This window comes from Pseudomonas sp. FME51, assembly GCF_014897305.1.
Window position 1 is genome coordinate 44,771 of sequence record NZ_JABUYN010000007.1, and the last position, 15,279, is coordinate 60,049.

Sequence of the window (15,279 nt, forward strand, 5' to 3'; positions counted from 1 at the left end):
CTTGCTGAAAATCTCTGCGAGCAGTATACGACATGACCCTCACCGAACTCCGTTACATCGTCACCCTGGCCCAGGAACAACACTTCGGCCATGCCGCCGAACGTTGTCACGTTTCCCAGCCTACCCTCAGTGTCGGCGTGAAGAAGCTTGAGGAAGAGCTGGGTATCATGCTCTTCGAGCGTACCAAGAGCGCCGTGCGGGTCACCCCGGTTGGCGAGAAGATTGTTGCCCAGGCCCAGCGGGTGCTGGAAGAAGCCATGACCATCCGTGAACTGGCCAGCGCTGGCAAGAACCAGCTGTCCGCTCCGCTCAAGGTCGGCGCCATCTATACCATCGGGCCGTACCTGTTTCCGCACCTTATCCCTCAGCTGCACCGGGTCGCTCCGGAGATGCCGCTGTATATCGAAGAGAACTACACCCATATCCTGCGCGACAAGCTGCGCAACGGCGAACTGGATGCCATCATCATCGCATTGCCTTTCAGCGAGCCGGATGTACTGACCAAGCCGCTGTACGATGAACCATTCAGCTTGTTGATCCCGGCAGACCATGCCTGGGCCGAGCGTACCACCGTCAGTCTCGAGGATCTGGATGACGACCGCCTGCTGCTGCTCGGCGAAGGCCACTGCTTCCGCGATCAGGTACTGGAGGCATGCCCCACCACCCGGCGCAACGCCGAACCAGCCAAACATACCACCATCGAGTCCAGCTCCCTGGAAACCATCCGGCACATGGTTGCCTCCGGCATGGGCATGACGGTGCTGCCGATGTCCGCCGCGGATGATCGCTATTACAGCTCCGATCTGCTGCTGACCAAGCAGTTCGAATCGCCGGTGCCCTTCCGCACCGTGGCCATTGCCTGGCGCGCCAGTTTCCCACGGCCGCGCGCGGTGGAAATTCTCAGCGACTCGATTCGTTTGTGTTCGGTCGGCGACTCCGCCGGCAAGCGCTAGGTTCTGGGCATGCCACTTCAGCTTGAGCGCACGCCGTTGACGGTATTCAAGGGCGTTGGCCCGGCGGTGGCAGACAAGCTCGGCCGCCTCGGCTTGAACAGCGTGCAGGATGTGCTCTTCCATCTGCCGTCGCGCTATCAGGACCGCACCCGCATCACACCCATCGGCGCGTTGCGCCCAGGAATGGATGCAGTTATCGAAGGCGTGATGCTGGGTGCGGATGTGGTCATGGGCCGGCGACGCAGTCTGCTGTGCCGTATTCAGGATGGCAGCGGCACCCTCAGCCTGCGCTTCTACTATTTCTCTGCGGCGTTGAAGGCCAACCTGCAACGTGGCAGCCACTGGCGCTGCTACGGCGAGGTCAGGTCCGGCGCTTCCGGACTGGAAATCTATCACCCGGAAATGCAGAACCTCGATACTCAACAGGCGGCGTCAGTCGCTACTACGCTGACGCCAATCTATCCGGCGACGGAAGGGTTGTCGCAGCAACGGCTGCGCAGCCTTAGCGAAGCCGCGCTGACCTGGCTGGACCAGGGCAACAGCCTGCCGGACCTGCTGGCGCCGGAACTCACCGAACAATACCAACTGCCATCGCTGCGTGAAGCCATTCGCACCCTGCACCGTCCACCACCCGACGTCGATCTGCAGGCACTGGAAGATGGCCGCCACTGGGCACAGCATCGACTCGCGTTCGAGGAGCTGCTGGCGCACCAGCTGACCATGCTCAGGCTGCGTGCACAGGTACGAGCGCACCGTGCGCCTGTGATGCAGGCTTCCGGTGAGCTGGCTCACACCTACGTCCAGCAGCTGGGCTTCCCTCTCACTGGGGCGCAACAACGGGTGGCAGACGAGATCCGCGTCGACCTGCAGCAGCCCAGACCCATGCTGCGACTGGTGCAGGGCGATGTGGGTGCCGGCAAGACAGTCGTCGCGGCATTGGCCGCACTCCAGGCACTGGAGGCCGGTTGGCAGGTGGCATTGATGGCCCCGACCGAAATTCTTGCCGAACAGCATTTCAACAACTTCCAGCGCTGGTTCACGCCACTGGGCATTTCCGTCGCCTGGATGGCTGGCAAGCTCAAGGGTAAGACCCGTGCCAATCAGTTGCAGATGATCGCCACGGGCGAGGCCGCCATGGTGGTCGGCACCCATGCCTTGTTTCAACCCGAGGTGCAGTTTCACAATCTCGGCCTGGCGATCATTGATGAGCAGCACCGCTTCGGTGTGCAACAGCGGCTGGCTCTGCGCGATAAAGGTGCCGCCGGGCAGTTTTCACCGCACCAGCTGATCATGACAGCCACCCCGATTCCGCGCACCCTGGCGATGAGCGCCTACGCCGACCTGGATACCTCGGTACTGGATGAACTGCCGCCTGGCCGCACGCCGATCAATACCGTACTGGTATCCGACAGCCGCCGCGATGAAGTGATCGAACGAGTCCGTGCCGGGTGCGCCGAAGGGCGCCAGGCGTACTGGGTGTGCACCTTGATCGAAGAATCCGAGCAGTTGCAGGCACAGGCCGCCGAAGTCACCTGGCAGACGCTCTGCGAATATCTACCGGAGCTGTCCATCGGCTTGATCCACGGACGCATGAAGGCCACCGAAAAGGCCGAGATCATGGCGGCATTCAAGGGAGGTGATCTGCACCTGCTGGTCGCTACCACGGTAATCGAGGTTGGCGTGGATGTGCCCAATGCCAGCCTGATGATCATCGAGAACCCCGAACGTCTCGGTCTGGCGCAGCTGCACCAATTACGCGGCCGGGTCGGCCGGGGCAGCACCGCCAGTCACTGCGTGTTGCTGTATCACGCGCCCTTGTCGGCGCTCGGACGCGAACGGCTGGGCATCATGCGGGAAAGCTCGGATGGCTTCGTCATTGCCGAAAAGGATCTGGAATTGCGCGGTCCCGGTGAGGTGCTGGGTACCCGGCAGACCGGGCTGGTGCAGTTTCGCGTAGCCGACCTGGTACGGGATGCCGACCTGCTGCCGCAAGTGCAGGAAGCCGCAGCCGTCTTTGCCCGACAACACCCGCAACGGGTCGGTCAGATAATCGATCGCTGGCTGGCAGAAGGGCAGCAATTCGCTCAGGTATGAGCCCGAGCAACCCCCAAACGCCCATGCTAAGATCGTCTCAATTGCACTGTTTTTATGCCCGGACAAGGAACCCCTCTGATGCCCGATCAAGCGGCAACGCCGTCAGCCAGCCCCAGCCTGCCTGACCTACTGGAAACGCAGCTGCAGCAAAATGAGATTGCCTATCAGCTACGCCCTCAGAGTGCCTGCGGCCAGCTTGCGCAGCAAGTACAGGTCTGCCTGCTGAATGATGGCGAAGGTATGTTGCTGACATTGATCCCCGCCGATCATCTGCTGGATCTGAAAGAACTGGCCCGGATCACCGGCCGAGAGCTGCAACCGGTACGCGATCAGCAACTGCAAGAACTCCTCGGCCGCTATCAATTGAGTCACCTGCCCGGTCTGCCGGTACTGGTGGACGCGCTTTGCCTGATCGAGCAGCAATTGCTGTCTCACCCCCGTGTATGGATGCCCAGCGGCCTGCCCGGCTGGCGTCTGGAGCTGGAACAGGATGCGCTGGTCAAGCTGGCAGAAACAGCCACCGTCAGCGCCTTTGCCATGCCCCTGAGCAACATTGACTGCACTGCCGAAGGTGCCGAGCAGGACCGCCAGGATATCAACACTGCGGTGCAGAATTTCACCGCTTTGCGCATGCGCCAGCGGCTGGAGGAAACCATCGAGGTTCCACCGCTGCCCAATACCGCGCAGCGAATCATGAAACTGCGAGTCAATCCGGACTCCACCGTCGAACAGCTGACCGACGTCGTCGAGACCGACCCCAGTCTGGCGGCACAGGTCGTCAGCTGGGCTTCCTCCTCATTCTACGCTGCGCCCGGAAAGATCCGCTCGGTGGAGGACGCCATTACCCGGGTACTGGGCTTCGATCTGGTGATCAATCTCGCGGTGGGGCTGTCACTGGGCAAGACCTTCAGCTTGCCCAAGGATGCTCCCGAACACACCACCTCTTATTGGGAGCAGGCCATCTATACGGCCGCGACCATCGAAGGGTTGGCCAAGGTGATGCCGCGCGACCGGCGACCGGAATTGGGTCTGAATTACCTGGCCGGGCTGCTGCACAACTTCGGTTATCTGCTGCTGGCGTATATCTTTCCGCCCTATTTCAAGCTGATCTGCCGCCACATGGAAGCCAACCCGCATGTCCCGGCGCATCTGGTGGATCAACATTTGCTTGGGGTGAATCGGGATCAGATCGGTAGCTGGTTGATGCGCTATTGGGACATGCCGACGGAAATATCCAGCGCCATCCGCCATCAGCACGACCCGCACTATGTAGGCGAACATCATCTGTATGCCAACCTGACCTATCTCAGCCTGGCGTTACTGCGGGAACGGGATCTGGGCGATGGGCCGCCAATGGTGATCGCTGATGATCTTCTGGAACGTCTGGGGTTGACCCGCGAAGCGGCGGAGCAGGCGGTAGACAAAGTACTGAATGCGCGGGATGCGCTGCGTAAGCTGGTGAACGAATATCAGCTCGGCTGGGATCGCTGAGCATGGCTGCCGGGGGCTGATCGCCCCCGGCTGGTCGGTTCAATTGACAGAGTCTTTCAATCCCTTGCCGGGCTTGAAGGAGACGGTATTGCTGGCCTTGATCTGAACAGGCTCACCGGTTTGCGGGTTTTTGCCGGTCCGGGCCCCACGATGCCGCTGCAAAAAGGTACCGAACCCAACGAGGGTAACCGTATCCTTACGGCTCAGAGCCTGAGTGATTTCATCAAGAATCGCGTTGAGCGCGCGGCTGGCTTGGTCCTTGCTCAAATCAGCCTTGTCGGCAATAGCCGCTGCGAGTTCCGGTTTACGCATATAAAGCCTCACTATGTGTTGTTTTTGTTTTTCGCTGCTTACCGCAACGACGCTCCATGATAGCCCGCCTTACCTGGCCCCAAGACTGTCAAAGCCTGCTCAGCATGGCACGACTTGAAAGCAAGCGCCAGCCAAAAACCGGGCTGTCAAACACAGTTATCGCCGATTTAATGAGAAAAGACAAAACTGTCTCATTCCGCCCGGTCATGTCTCAACCGATGGAAATCATTTCAAAGTCTTCCTTGCCGACCCCACAATCAGGACATTGCCAATCGGCCGGTACGTCTTCCCAGCGAGTACCGGCCGGGATACCGTCATCCGGCCACCCCTCAGCTTCGTCATAGATAAACCCACATACAATGCATTGCCACTTCTTCATCGGTTGTTCCTGATAAGTGCGTCACAAATGGAAAAAGATCTACGTCTGAGCGTACCGGAAAGCTGTTTCTGCGGCCAACTGCAAGCATACCGGCACGCAGCACAGGCAATAAAAGCCATTCAGTCATGCTACCCTTTGCACTTCGACACATTCAGACAGCGACAGAGAGACCCGTGAGTATTCCCGATTGGCACCCCGCTACAGCGTCCTCCGATATTTCCGACATCGTGTTGCTCGACTGGCTCCGTGGCACCGGCTCGTTGACCCAACGACTGAAGGCGGCGGGCTGCGATGATTTTCGGGTGGAAGTACTGGACGAGCAACAGCAGTCGGCACGTGCCGACGAGGCCGCAGCGCTTGGATTGACCGAAGGACAACCGGTATGGATTCGCGAGGTGCTGCTGCATACCGCCGGTGCGCCCCGGGTATTTGCCCGCACAGTCGCCGATCTGCAGGCTTTCAACGCCGCCGGTGTGCATCTGGAGAACCTGGGCAGTCGCAGTCTCGGAGAGCTGCTGTTCAACGACCCACGAATTCACCGCAAGCCTATCGAGATCAGCCGCTATCCGGCGCAGTGGCTACCCGCCGACCGTCAACACGACGGCTGCTGGGCACGGCGCTCTCTGTTTGTCAGCGACCGATTGCAATTGCTGGTCTGCGAAGTGTTTCTTCCCGGCTGGCCTCCGGCCGCCTGACCCATTCACTGCTTCGGAGATCACCGTGTCCGGCTTGCTGATCAAACCCCTATCCCGCATTCACCCCCGCGCCATCGATTTCATTCAATTGGTGCGACTGGATCGCCCCATTGGCGCATATCTGTTGTTGTGGCCGACACTCTGTGCATTGTGGCTGGCGGCAGGCGGCTTTCCGGACCCGGTGCTGCTGGCAGTGTTCATCGCTGGCGTGGTGCTGATGCGCGCCGCCGGCTGCGCGATCAACGACTTTGCTGACCGCAAGGTTGATGGCCATGTCAGCCGCACCCGCAACCGGCCCCTTGCCACCGGCAAAGTCACCGCCCGGGAAACGCTGGTGGTATTCGCCATTCTGGTAGCACTCAGTGCATCGCTATTGTTATTCACCAACCTCCTCACCTTTCAGCTATCGCTGGTAGCCGTGGCGCTGGCAACAGTCTATCCATTCTGCAAGCGGTTCACCTTCTACCCTCAGGTGGTATTGGGCGCGGCTTACTCCATGGCCATCCCGATGGCCTTTGCCGCACAGACCGGGGAGTTGCCTGTAGCGCTCTGGCTCCTGTATATCGCCAACCTGCTGTGGACTGTTGCCTACGACACCGAATACGCCATGTGCGACCGCCCTGATGATCTGGTCATTGGCGTCAAATCCACCGCCATACTGTTCGGCGAGTCCGACAAATTGATCATCGCACTGCTGCAGGGGCTGACCCTGCTGTGTCTGGTATTGGTCGGCAGCCGCTTCGAGCTGGGTGTGTTTTATTACGTGGGGTTGATGGCGATGCTGCTGAGTTTTGGCTGGCAACACTGGCTGATCCGAGAGCGCGAGCCGCAAGCCTGTCTGGCAGCGTTTCTATCCAATCACTGGAGTGGGTTGTGGTTGTTTGCCGGCCTGGTGTTGGCTTACCGCTTCGGTTGAAAGCGGCGGAGTCATACAACTGCAATAAAAGTGTTATCTAATCGGCGTATGTCAGCAACTGCAACTGGACGGAGTACCATGGCAGACAAGACCATACTGATCGTAGACGACGAAGCCCCCATTCGGGAAATGATTGCCGTTGCGTTGGAGATGGCTGGATACCGCTGCCTTGAAGCAGAAAATACCCAGCAGGCACATGCCGCCATCATCGATGCCAAGCCGGATCTGATTTTGCTGGACTGGATGCTGCCGGGCACCACCGGCATCGAATTGGCCCGCCGCCTCAAGCGCGACGAGTTGACCAGTGACATTCCGATCATCATGCTCACCGCCAAAGGTGAAGAGGACAACAAGATCCAGGGTCTGGAAGTCGGCGCAGATGATTACATCACCAAGCCCTTCTCGCCCAGGGAACTGGTCGCTCGACTCAAGGCCGTACTGCGCCGCGCCGGCCCGGTAGACGAAGAAGCATCCATCGAGGTGAACGGCCTGCACCTTGATCCGGTCAGCCACCGTGTCACCATTGACGGCACACCGGCCGAAATCGGCCCGACCGAATATCGCTTGCTGCAATTCTTCATGACTCATCAGGAACGTGCCTATACTCGAGGCCAGCTGCTGGATCAGGTCTGGGGCGGCAATGTGTATGTAGAGGAGCGCACTGTAGACGTGCATATTCGTCGCCTGCGCAAGGCATTGGGGTCCAACTACGATGGACTGGTGCAGACCGTGCGCGGCACCGGCTACCGCTTTTCCACAAAAGGCTGACGCGCTGCAGCAATGCAGCGCCCACTCAACAGATCCAGGATAATTCGGGTGGAAAAAAACTGGTTCCGGGCGATCACCAGCAAGCTGTTCTGGCTGCTGCTGATCTGCCTTCTGATAGGTTTTGCCGTCGGGCAGCCCGCCTGGGCCCTGGTCATCGGGCTGGGCGGTTGCATGATGTGGATGTTGCTCCAACTGCGCCGCTTCCAGTATTGGCTACGGGTTCACCCTGGCGATCCGCCCCCGGAAGCCCCGGGCCTCTGGGGCGAAATCTTCGATGGCATCTACCGTATGCAGCGCCGCGACAAACGCCTGCGCGCGCGCATGCAATCCGTCATCGAGCGCATCCAGTCGTCAACGGCCGCTCTGAGTGACGGCGTCGTCATGGTCGACAAGGACGGTCATCTGGAATGGTGGAACCATGCTGCCGAGGGTCTGCTAGGCCTACGCGCGCCGGATGACAGCGGGCAACACGTACACAACTTGCTCCGCGACCCGCGCTTTATCGACTATTTTGACCAGGGTCATTACCGCGAGCCGCTGAACATACCCTCGCCGGCAAGTATCAATACCTGGCTGCAGTACAACATCACCCGCTATGGCGACGGTGAGCGCCTGCTGCTGATACGGGATGTCACGCGGTTGCATAACCTCGAACAGATGCGCAAGGACTTCGTTGCCAACGTCTCCCATGAGTTGCGCACGCCGCTGACCGTGGTGGTCGGCTATCTGGAAACCATGATCGACAGTGACGATGGCAGCAACTCGCGCTGGCAGCGCCCGTTGCACCAGATGCAACAACAGGCGCGCCGCATGCAGAGTCTGCTGAATGACCTGCTTATGCTGTCGCGCCTGGAGACCACCGAAGCCACCGCCGAAGAGAAACCCGTGGATATTGCTCTGATGCTGCCCGGCATTCGCAAGGACGCCTTGGCGCTTTCCGGTGAGCGGCAGCATGAGATCATCATTCAAAACACCGCCCAGGCACGGCTCATGGGACTGGAGACAGAACTGCGCAGTGCCATTTCCAATCTGGTCTACAACGCGGTGAAATACACTCAGGATGGCGGCAGCATTCAGATCAGCTGGTCACAGGATGACCGCGGCGCGAGATTGAGCGTAAGGGATAATGGCCCGGGGATCTCTCAAGAGCATCTGCATCGGCTTACCGAACGCTTCTACCGCGTCGACTCCAGCCGCAACAGCACCACCGGCGGCACTGGACTCGGATTGGCTATCGTCAAGCACGTGCTGATGCGCCACCAAGGTGAATTACAGATCACCAGCGCGGTTGGCAAGGGCAGCACCTTCACATGCGTTTTCCCACCGGAGCGGCTGATCTAAGCCGCTTACCGGAGGCGGCGCTCTAGTGGCCGCCCTCGGCAATCAGCCGCGACAGCCATTCCAGCTTCGCCGGATCCTGGTCGACGAATTTCAGCGTTACCAGTACCCACTCGCAGTCCATTCGATCTTCCAGCGCAGCCACGGTGTGCACGTAGCCATTGATACGCGCCACATCCTTGTCGCCTTCTTGTTCCAGATCCAGAACTGCGCTATCAAACACCCCCGGCAGATGCTCGCCACGACGCACCACCATGCGCGCATCCCGCAGGCTCAAACTACGGATGACACAGGCAAACTGCTGCCCCGCCACCCGCAACTGCGCACGGGCAGCGGAACGGGCTGACGAACGATGATCGGATTCCGTTGCAACGCCTTGCTTTGGCGCCACCTTCGTCATCGCCGCAAAGGGGGATTTCGCCTGGCGGCTACCGAGCAGACTGGCAACCGATTCCTGGGCATGACTTTGGCTGGTCTGCACTGTGCGGCCACGCAGCTGCTGCAATTTGCCGGCGCGCTGCAGCGCCTTGCTGACCTTGGATATCAACTGCTCATTGCTGAAGGGTTTACCGACATAGTCACTGACACCCGCCTGGATGGCTTCCACCACATTGTCACGGTCGCCGCGGCTGGTAACCATGATGAAAGGCGTCTTTTCCTGATCGGGCTGTTCACGGAACCATTGCAGCAATTCAAGGCCGCTCAGCTCGGGCATTTCCCAATCGCACAGAATCAGATCGAAAGAAGTTCGACCAAGCAACTGTCGCGCCTTGTTGCCATTCACCGCCTCTTCAATTTGCAGACCCGGGAAATGACTGCGCAACGCTTTCTTGATCAGGTCACGGATAAACGGCGCGTCATCCACAACCAGGACGGACACACTCGCCATGGGATTCTCTCTGTCGGTTATCGCCACAGCTTACCCCAGGGTAATGGCAAAAACCCAGCCATGGGCGCCGGAGCGAACGAATACGCTACCGGCACCTTACAACAGACGAGATCAGAGCTTGCCGGTCAACGCATTGAGGAATAGCTGTTGGTACTCCGCGGCATCCAGCTGACGCGCGTTGGTACGAGCAGTCACGTCCTTGGTCGACATCTCACCGATCAGCGCGGCTTTGGAATCATCCACGCCGATCTCCGCCAGGGTATGCGGCAATTCCAGTTCCGCACGGAGATCCAGCACCCAATCCAGCATGCCGTTGAAGTCCGCGTGGGCCAGACCCAGATAACGCGCCGCGCGGGCCATTTCCGGCTCGATCACCGAACGGTTGGCCTGCATGACGTAAGGCATCATGATGGCGTTGAGCAGACCATGATGCGAGTCATACAAGGCACCGATGCTGTGGGATACCGCATGAATCGCTCCCAGACCGCGCTGGAAAGCTGTTGCGCCCATGCTGGAGGCCACCAGCATCTGTAAGCGGGCTTCCACATCATTGCCATTCCGTACCGCGCGTGGCAGGTATTCCTTGACCAACCGCATACCTTCCAGCGCTATGCCTTCGGCCATTGGATGGAAAGTCGGCGCCAGAAACGCCTCGAGGTTGTGCGCCAGCGCATCCATCCCGGTGGCAGCGGTCAGCTTCGGCGGCAATCCCAGGGTCAGTTCCGGATCGAGAATCACGATCGCCGGCATCATATTGGGATGGAAGATAATGCGCTTGGTGTGATTTTCCTCATCGGTGATGACCGACGCCTGCCCCACCTCGGAACCGGTACCCGCCGTTGTCGGCACTGCCACAACCGGCAGCATCTTGCTCGCATCCACGTTGGCCGGATTACGCGCTTCCCACAATGAACAACTCTGGTTGGCAACCAGCGCAACAGCCTTGGCCGCATCAATTGCCGAACCACCACCAAAGGCGATTACACCATCATGGTTACCTGCCTTGAGCGCCGCAACGCCATCCGCCACATTGTTGCCGGTGGGATTGCCCTTGACCGCACTGAACAAGCCAACGTCCAATCCGGCGTCACGACAGACCTGCATGGCCTGCTCGACGATCGGCAATGCCGCCAGACCCGGATCGGTGATCAGCAGCGGCGCCTTCATGCCCAGCTGCATGCAGCACTTGGCGAGTTCGCGCAGCCGGCCGGCACCAACACGAACATTGGTGGGGTAGCTCCAGTTATTGCTGTAGGACGCGATTTCCATATAATCTCCTGAGGTGTCAAAGGGTGTCAGTGGCTGCCGATCAATGACGCCGAACCAGCCAAAGCGGGACATATTAATATTATGTACCGAAACATACCCAAACATGCGTTCCGCGTCCAACCCAATTGCCCCTGCGGCATTTAGCCACTTGATAAATCCCCGCCACTGGGCCATTTTGTATACATACCTGCCGCAAATCTGTTGCGCATAAGCAGGAGCTGCAGTTCGTTATAGCCCTTGAGGATACATCATGAAATTCTATCTGTTGCCTTTGGTTGCCGCAGCCGCTTTGACCGCAGCTCACACGGTCTCGGCAGACGAAGCCCTGTTCAAGAGCAAGCCCTGCGTTGCCTGTCATAGCGTTGATGCCAAACTGGTTGGTCCTGCCCTGAAAGAAGTGGCAGCCAAATACGCCGACCAAGAAGGCGCCGTCGAACTGCTGGCCGGTCACATCAAGAATGGCTCCAGTGGTATCTGGGGACCCATTCCCATGCCACCGAACCAGGTAACAGATGAAGAAGCGACTAAACTGGCTGAATGGGTTCTCACGCTGAAATAAGCGTAGTCCAGAAATAGTCAGGTCGAGAAAGGCTGAACCCGGTGTTGAACCGGACTCAGCCTTTTTTGTTTCAGTCCGCCCTACGCCTCTGCCACAGAGGCCCTGAGCGCTCCCGGTTGTGGATAAGCTGTCAGGGCGATGGTGGCGAAAAGTGCGGGGAACCGCCTTCGAGGCAAGTGACCAACCCCGCTGTGGATGGGGCTGGTCGTATCGTGCGAGGTGCTGCCACGGTTGAGCATTGGATCTATGGCCCAACCAATGGCATGTCTTACCAGTTGCGATTCATAGACGGGCGGCTGGTACAGATACGGAGTCAGCGGTAGACCCCGGACCGCCGCGGAATCACTCTTCGTTATTCTTCTCGACTTGCATGTTTTTATGCACTTCCTCAGCCATGCGCGTCAAGCCGAGATGCCGCACGTTGGTGCCTTCGACCATGTGGATCACATGCTCGGCGACGTTGCGTGCGTGGTCACCAACGCGCTCCAGTGAACGCAGCACCCAGAGGATGTTCAATACCCGGCTGATCGAACGAGGGTCTTCCATCATGTAGGTGACCATCTCGCGCATGGCGGTCTTGTATTCCCGATCGACAACCTTATCTTCACGTGCCACTTCCAGCGCCTGCTGGCTGTCGTAGCGGGCGAAAGAGTCCAGCGACTGCTGCACCATCTTGTGCACGTGATAACCGATGTGCCGGCACTCCACGTAACCCCGTGGCGCCTGACCTTCCTCGATCAGTTGCAGCGCCCGGCGAGCGATTTTCGAAGCTTCGTCACCGATACGTTCCAGGTCGACGATGATCTTGCTGATATTCACCACCAGACGCAGGTCGCTCGCGGCGGGCTGGCGACGGGCGAGGATGCGCATGCATTCCTCATCGATCAGCCGCTCCATCTCGTTGGTCACCCGGTCATTGTCACGCACCTGCTGGGCGAGCTGGCCGTCCGCCTCGATCAGCGCATTGATCGCGTCGTGGACCTGCTTTTCCACCAATCCGCCCATTTCCAGCAGGCGGGTGCGCAACGATTCCAGCTCTTCATTGAACTGCTGGGAAATATGCTGCTTGAAGCTGTCTGTGTCTTTAGTCATGGCATGACGCTCCCTGTGGGTTAGCCGTAGCGGCCGGTGATGTAGTCTTCGGTCTGTTTCTTCGCCGGGTTGGTGAACAGCCGGTTGGTATCTCCGAACTCGATCAGCTCGCCCATGTACATAAAGGCAGTGTAATCAGATACCCGGGCCGCCTGTTGCATGTTGTGGGTCACGATGACGATGGTGAATTTTTCCTTCAGTTCGTTGATCAACTCTTCGATCTTCAAGGTGGAGATTGGATCCAATGCCGAGGCCGGTTCGTCGAGCAGCAATACTTCCGGCTCCACGGCGATGGTGCGGGCAATCACCAGACGCTGCTGCTGACCACCGGACAAGCCCAGTGCCGACTCCTGCAGGCGGTCCTTGACCTCGTCCCACAGCGCCGCGCCCTTGAGCGCCCATTCAACCATCTCATCCAGCGTGCGCTTGTTGTTCACGCCCTGAATACGCAGGCCATAGGCCACGTTCTCATAGATGGACTTGGGGAAGGGGTTGGGCTTCTGGAACACCATGCCGACCCGCCGACGCAGGTTCGAGACATTCACCTGCTTGTCCAGGATGTTCTTGCCGTCGAGCAGGATCTGCCCGTCAATGCGGCAGCCATCCACCAGGTCGTTCATGCGATTGAAACAGCGCAACAAGGTGGATTTGCCGCAACCGGATGGGCCGATGAAGGCGGTGACCCGGTTGCGCGGGATCTGCATGCTCACATCAAACAGGGCTTGTTTCTTGCCATAGAACAGGTTCAGACCGGGCACCTCGAGTGCGATGGTTTCCTGATCCATGCTCAGCTCTTGATCCGAGCGACCCAGGGCGCTCATATCCATTGCATGGGTTTTGTTGCTGTTGGCCATAATCTGTATCCGCGTCGTAATAGTTGAGACGATCAGTTTTCCAGCGCTTTGTATTTTTCGCGCAGGTGGTTACGTATCGCTACCGCCGAGAAGTTCAGTGTGGCGATCACGCCGACCAGCAGCAATGCCGTGGCATATACCAGCGGACGAGCCGCTTCGACGTTGGGGCTCTGGAAGCCGACATCGAAAATGTGAAAACCGAGGTGCATGAATTTCTGATCCAGGTGCAGGTAGGGATAGTTGCCATTCACCGCCAATGACGGTGCCAGCTTGACCACCCCAACCAACATCAATGGTGCCACTTCGCCGGCGGCACGCGCCACGGCCAGAATCAGACCGGTCATCATCGCCGGGCTGGACATCGGCAGGATGATCTTCCATAGCGTTTCCGACTTGGTCGCACCCAGCGCCAATGAGCCTTCACGCAGTGACCGGGGAATCCGCGTCAGACCTTCTTCGGTCGACACGATCACCACCGGCACGGTCAGCAGGGCCAGGGTTAATGATGCCCAGAGCATACCACCGGTACCAAAGGTCGGTGTGGGCAGCGCCTCGGGGAAGAACAGCGTGTCGATATTGCCGCCGAGAAAGTAGATGAAGAAACCCAGGCCAAACACGCCGTACACGATGGCCGGCACGCCAGCCAGGTTATTCACGGCGATGCGGATGATCCGTGTCACCAAGCCTTGTTTGGCATATTCACGCAGGTACACCGCTGCCAGCACACCGAAGGGCGTGACCACCACCGACATGATCAGCACCATCAGCACGGTGCCGAAGATGGCCGGGAAGACCCCGCCCTCGGTATTGGCTTCGCGCGGATCTTCGCTGACGAATTCCCACAGCTTGGCGAAGTAATGCCCCGTCTTGTCCATCACCCCCATGCTGTTGGGTTGGAATACCCGCACCACCTTACCGAGGCTGATTTCCTTCTCGCGGCCATCGGGCACCCGGGCCATGAAACTGTCGCGATTGAACTGGGCATAGAGGCCCTGCAGCTGCTGTTCCAGCTGGGCGTACTCCGCATCCAGTGCCGCCCGCGCAGCGTCCAGTTCGGCCTGTCGCTCGGGGGTCAGCTCATTGCGCAGCTCGTAGCCACGCCCCTCCAGACGGAGCCGCTCCAGACCGGCGTTGATGCGCCCGATTTCGCCCTTTTCCAGGTGCTGGATATCGTCATGGATGGTCAGCGCCCGGTCGATGGCCTGCTGCAGTACCGGCCAGGCGGCGGCACCCTCGGCGACCACTTCACCGTTCTGCCTTACATCCACCAGATAGCCGTAGAAGTTACCCCACTCGCGGCGCTCGACGACGATCACGTCTTCGGGCGTGCGCGGGTTTTCCATCCACTCACCGATGACCCAGCGGAAGTCCGCGCCGTACATATCGCGGTTACCCACCTTGAGCAACATGCGGCTCATTACGCCATCGGCATCGCCATCCACCGGCAAGCCCGATCCAGCCAGGCGTGCCAGGGACACTTCTTCCTGGCTGTTTACTTCACCCAAGGTAACCAGCGCTTCCTGTCCGGGAATGCGGTAATCCACCTCGATCACATCCGACGGCCAGAAGTGGCTGAGCCCGCGAACCGCAATCAGCGCCAGCAGGCCGACGGTCATGACCACGGCAATGGATACCGCACCGGCATTCATCCAGATCCAGGGGTTGCCACT

General features: G+C 59.3%; 16 protein-coding genes. 9 read left to right on the forward strand and 7 right to left on the reverse strand.

What is annotated here, in order from left to right; translation table 11 throughout:
- Positions 1–32: 32 nt before the first annotated feature.
- The 3 genes from INT39_RS13365 to INT39_RS13375 all read left to right on the forward strand — a co-directional run bounded on the left by INT39_RS13365 (position 33) and on the right by INT39_RS13375 (position 4,538).
- Positions 33–953, forward strand: coding sequence for a hydrogen peroxide-inducible genes activator (locus INT39_RS13365; RefSeq protein ID WP_193074463.1), 921 nt, complete (start codon positions 33–35; stop codon positions 951–953).
- Between the two features lie 9 nt (positions 954–962).
- Positions 963–3,047: an ATP-dependent DNA helicase RecG gene (gene recG / locus INT39_RS13370; RefSeq protein ID WP_193074465.1), complete on the forward strand. Its 2,085-nt coding sequence runs from the start codon at positions 963–965 to the stop codon at positions 3,045–3,047.
- A gap of 78 nt (positions 3,048–3,125) precedes the next feature.
- Positions 3,126–4,538: an aminoacyl-tRNA deacylase and HDOD domain-containing protein gene (locus tag INT39_RS13375; RefSeq protein ID WP_193074466.1), complete on the forward strand. Its 1,413-nt coding sequence runs from the start codon at positions 3,126–3,128 to the stop codon at positions 4,536–4,538.
- Positions 4,539–4,577: 39 nt separating this feature from the next.
- Here INT39_RS13375 and INT39_RS13380 read toward each other — a convergent pair whose 3' ends face one another.
- On the reverse strand, positions 4,578–4,850 hold the full coding sequence (locus tag INT39_RS13380) for an HU family DNA-binding protein (protein ID WP_193074467.1): 273 nt from the start codon (positions 4,848–4,850) through the stop codon (positions 4,578–4,580).
- Positions 4,851–5,061: 211 nt separating this feature from the next.
- Positions 5,062–5,229, reverse strand: a complete 168-nt coding sequence (locus INT39_RS13385; RefSeq protein ID WP_193074468.1) for a rubredoxin — start codon at positions 5,227–5,229, stop codon at positions 5,062–5,064.
- A gap of 173 nt (positions 5,230–5,402) precedes the next feature.
- On the opposite strand from INT39_RS13385, the gene INT39_RS13390 reads away from it, so the two are divergent.
- The 4 genes from INT39_RS13390 (at position 5,403) to phoR (ending at position 8,949) form a co-directional block, all read left to right on the forward strand.
- A complete protein-coding gene (locus tag INT39_RS13390; RefSeq protein ID WP_193074469.1) occupies positions 5,403–5,924 on the forward strand; it encodes a chorismate--pyruvate lyase family protein in 522 nt (173 codons plus the stop codon).
- A 25-nt stretch (positions 5,925–5,949) separates the two neighbouring features.
- Complete coding sequence (ubiA, locus tag INT39_RS13395) at positions 5,950–6,840, forward strand: 4-hydroxybenzoate octaprenyltransferase (protein WP_193074470.1); 891 nt, start codon at positions 5,950–5,952, stop codon at positions 6,838–6,840.
- A 78-nt stretch (positions 6,841–6,918) separates the two neighbouring features.
- On the forward strand, positions 6,919–7,608 hold the full coding sequence (gene phoB / locus INT39_RS13400; protein ID WP_193074471.1) for a phosphate regulon transcriptional regulator PhoB: 690 nt from the start codon (positions 6,919–6,921) through the stop codon (positions 7,606–7,608).
- Positions 7,609–7,656: 48 nt separating this feature from the next.
- A complete protein-coding gene (gene phoR / locus INT39_RS13405; protein ID WP_319021361.1) occupies positions 7,657–8,949 on the forward strand; it encodes a phosphate regulon sensor histidine kinase PhoR in 1,293 nt (430 codons plus the stop codon).
- A 22-nt stretch (positions 8,950–8,971) separates the two neighbouring features.
- Here phoR and INT39_RS13410 read toward each other — a convergent pair whose 3' ends face one another.
- The gene (locus INT39_RS13410; RefSeq protein WP_193074475.1) at positions 8,972–9,835 is read right to left on the reverse strand and encodes a response regulator; all 864 of its coding nucleotides are present in this window, start codon (positions 9,833–9,835) and stop codon (positions 8,972–8,974) included.
- 111 nt (positions 9,836–9,946) lie between these two features.
- Positions 9,947–11,104 (reverse strand): iron-containing alcohol dehydrogenase, encoded by a 1,158-nt coding sequence (locus tag INT39_RS13415; protein WP_193074476.1) that lies wholly within the window; start codon positions 11,102–11,104, stop codon positions 9,947–9,949.
- 250 nt (positions 11,105–11,354) lie between these two features.
- Here INT39_RS13415 and INT39_RS13420 point away from each other — a divergent pair, with 250 nt between their 5' ends.
- Both INT39_RS13420 and INT39_RS13425 read left to right on the forward strand, forming a co-directional pair.
- The gene (locus INT39_RS13420) at positions 11,355–11,663 is read left to right on the forward strand and encodes a c-type cytochrome (RefSeq protein ID WP_193074477.1); all 309 of its coding nucleotides are present in this window, start codon (positions 11,355–11,357) and stop codon (positions 11,661–11,663) included.
- A 41-nt stretch (positions 11,664–11,704) separates the two neighbouring features.
- On the forward strand, positions 11,705–11,986 hold the full coding sequence (locus INT39_RS13425) for a DUF2845 domain-containing protein (protein WP_319021362.1): 282 nt from the start codon (positions 11,705–11,707) through the stop codon (positions 11,984–11,986).
- A 19-nt stretch (positions 11,987–12,005) separates the two neighbouring features.
- On the opposite strand, the gene phoU is transcribed toward INT39_RS13425, so the two are convergent.
- Genes phoU through pstA form a run of 3 tightly spaced genes read right to left on the reverse strand, consistent with a single transcriptional unit; the run spans position 12,006 to position 15,258 of the window.
- Positions 12,006–12,755, reverse strand: a complete 750-nt coding sequence (gene phoU, locus INT39_RS13430) for a phosphate signaling complex protein PhoU (protein ID WP_193074478.1) — start codon at positions 12,753–12,755, stop codon at positions 12,006–12,008.
- 20 nt (positions 12,756–12,775) lie between these two features.
- Positions 12,776–13,609 carry a phosphate ABC transporter ATP-binding protein PstB gene (gene pstB, locus INT39_RS13435; RefSeq protein ID WP_193074479.1) on the reverse strand — a complete coding sequence of 278 codons (834 nt, stop codon included), beginning with the start codon at positions 13,607–13,609 and terminating at the stop codon, positions 12,776–12,778.
- Between the two features lie 32 nt (positions 13,610–13,641).
- Positions 13,642–15,258, reverse strand: a complete 1,617-nt coding sequence (gene pstA, locus INT39_RS13440; protein ID WP_226944794.1) for a phosphate ABC transporter permease PstA — start codon at positions 15,256–15,258, stop codon at positions 13,642–13,644.
- Between the last annotated feature and the right edge of the window lie 21 nt (positions 15,259–15,279).

Coding starts and splice junctions, on each gene's coding strand:
- INT39_RS13365 (WP_193074463.1), top strand. CDS start 33: ATGACCCTCACCGAACTCCGTTACATCGTCACCCTGGCCCAGGAACAA.
- recG (WP_193074465.1), top strand. CDS start 963: ATGCCACTTCAGCTTGAGCGCACGCCGTTGACGGTATTCAAGGGCGTT.
- INT39_RS13375 (WP_193074466.1), top strand. CDS start 3,126: ATGCCCGATCAAGCGGCAACGCCGTCAGCCAGCCCCAGCCTGCCTGAC.
- INT39_RS13380 (WP_193074467.1), bottom strand. CDS start 4,850: ATGCGTAAACCGGAACTCGCAGCGGCTATTGCCGACAAGGCTGATTTG.
- INT39_RS13385 (WP_193074468.1), bottom strand. CDS start 5,229: ATGAAGAAGTGGCAATGCATTGTATGTGGGTTTATCTATGACGAAGCT.
- phoB (WP_193074471.1), top strand. CDS start 6,919: ATGGCAGACAAGACCATACTGATCGTAGACGACGAAGCCCCCATTCGG.
- INT39_RS13410 (WP_193074475.1), bottom strand. CDS start 9,835: ATGGCGAGTGTGTCCGTCCTGGTTGTGGATGACGCGCCGTTTATCCGT.
- INT39_RS13415 (WP_193074476.1), bottom strand. CDS start 11,104: ATGGAAATCGCGTCCTACAGCAATAACTGGAGCTACCCCACCAATGTT.
- INT39_RS13420 (WP_193074477.1), top strand. CDS start 11,355: ATGAAATTCTATCTGTTGCCTTTGGTTGCCGCAGCCGCTTTGACCGCA.
- phoU (WP_193074478.1), bottom strand. CDS start 12,755: ATGACTAAAGACACAGACAGCTTCAAGCAGCATATTTCCCAGCAGTTC.
- pstB (WP_193074479.1), bottom strand. CDS start 13,609: ATGGCCAACAGCAACAAAACCCATGCAATGGATATGAGCGCCCTGGGT.
- pstA (WP_226944794.1), bottom strand. CDS start 15,258: ATGAATGCCGGTGCGGTATCCATTGCCGTGGTCATGACCGTCGGCCTG.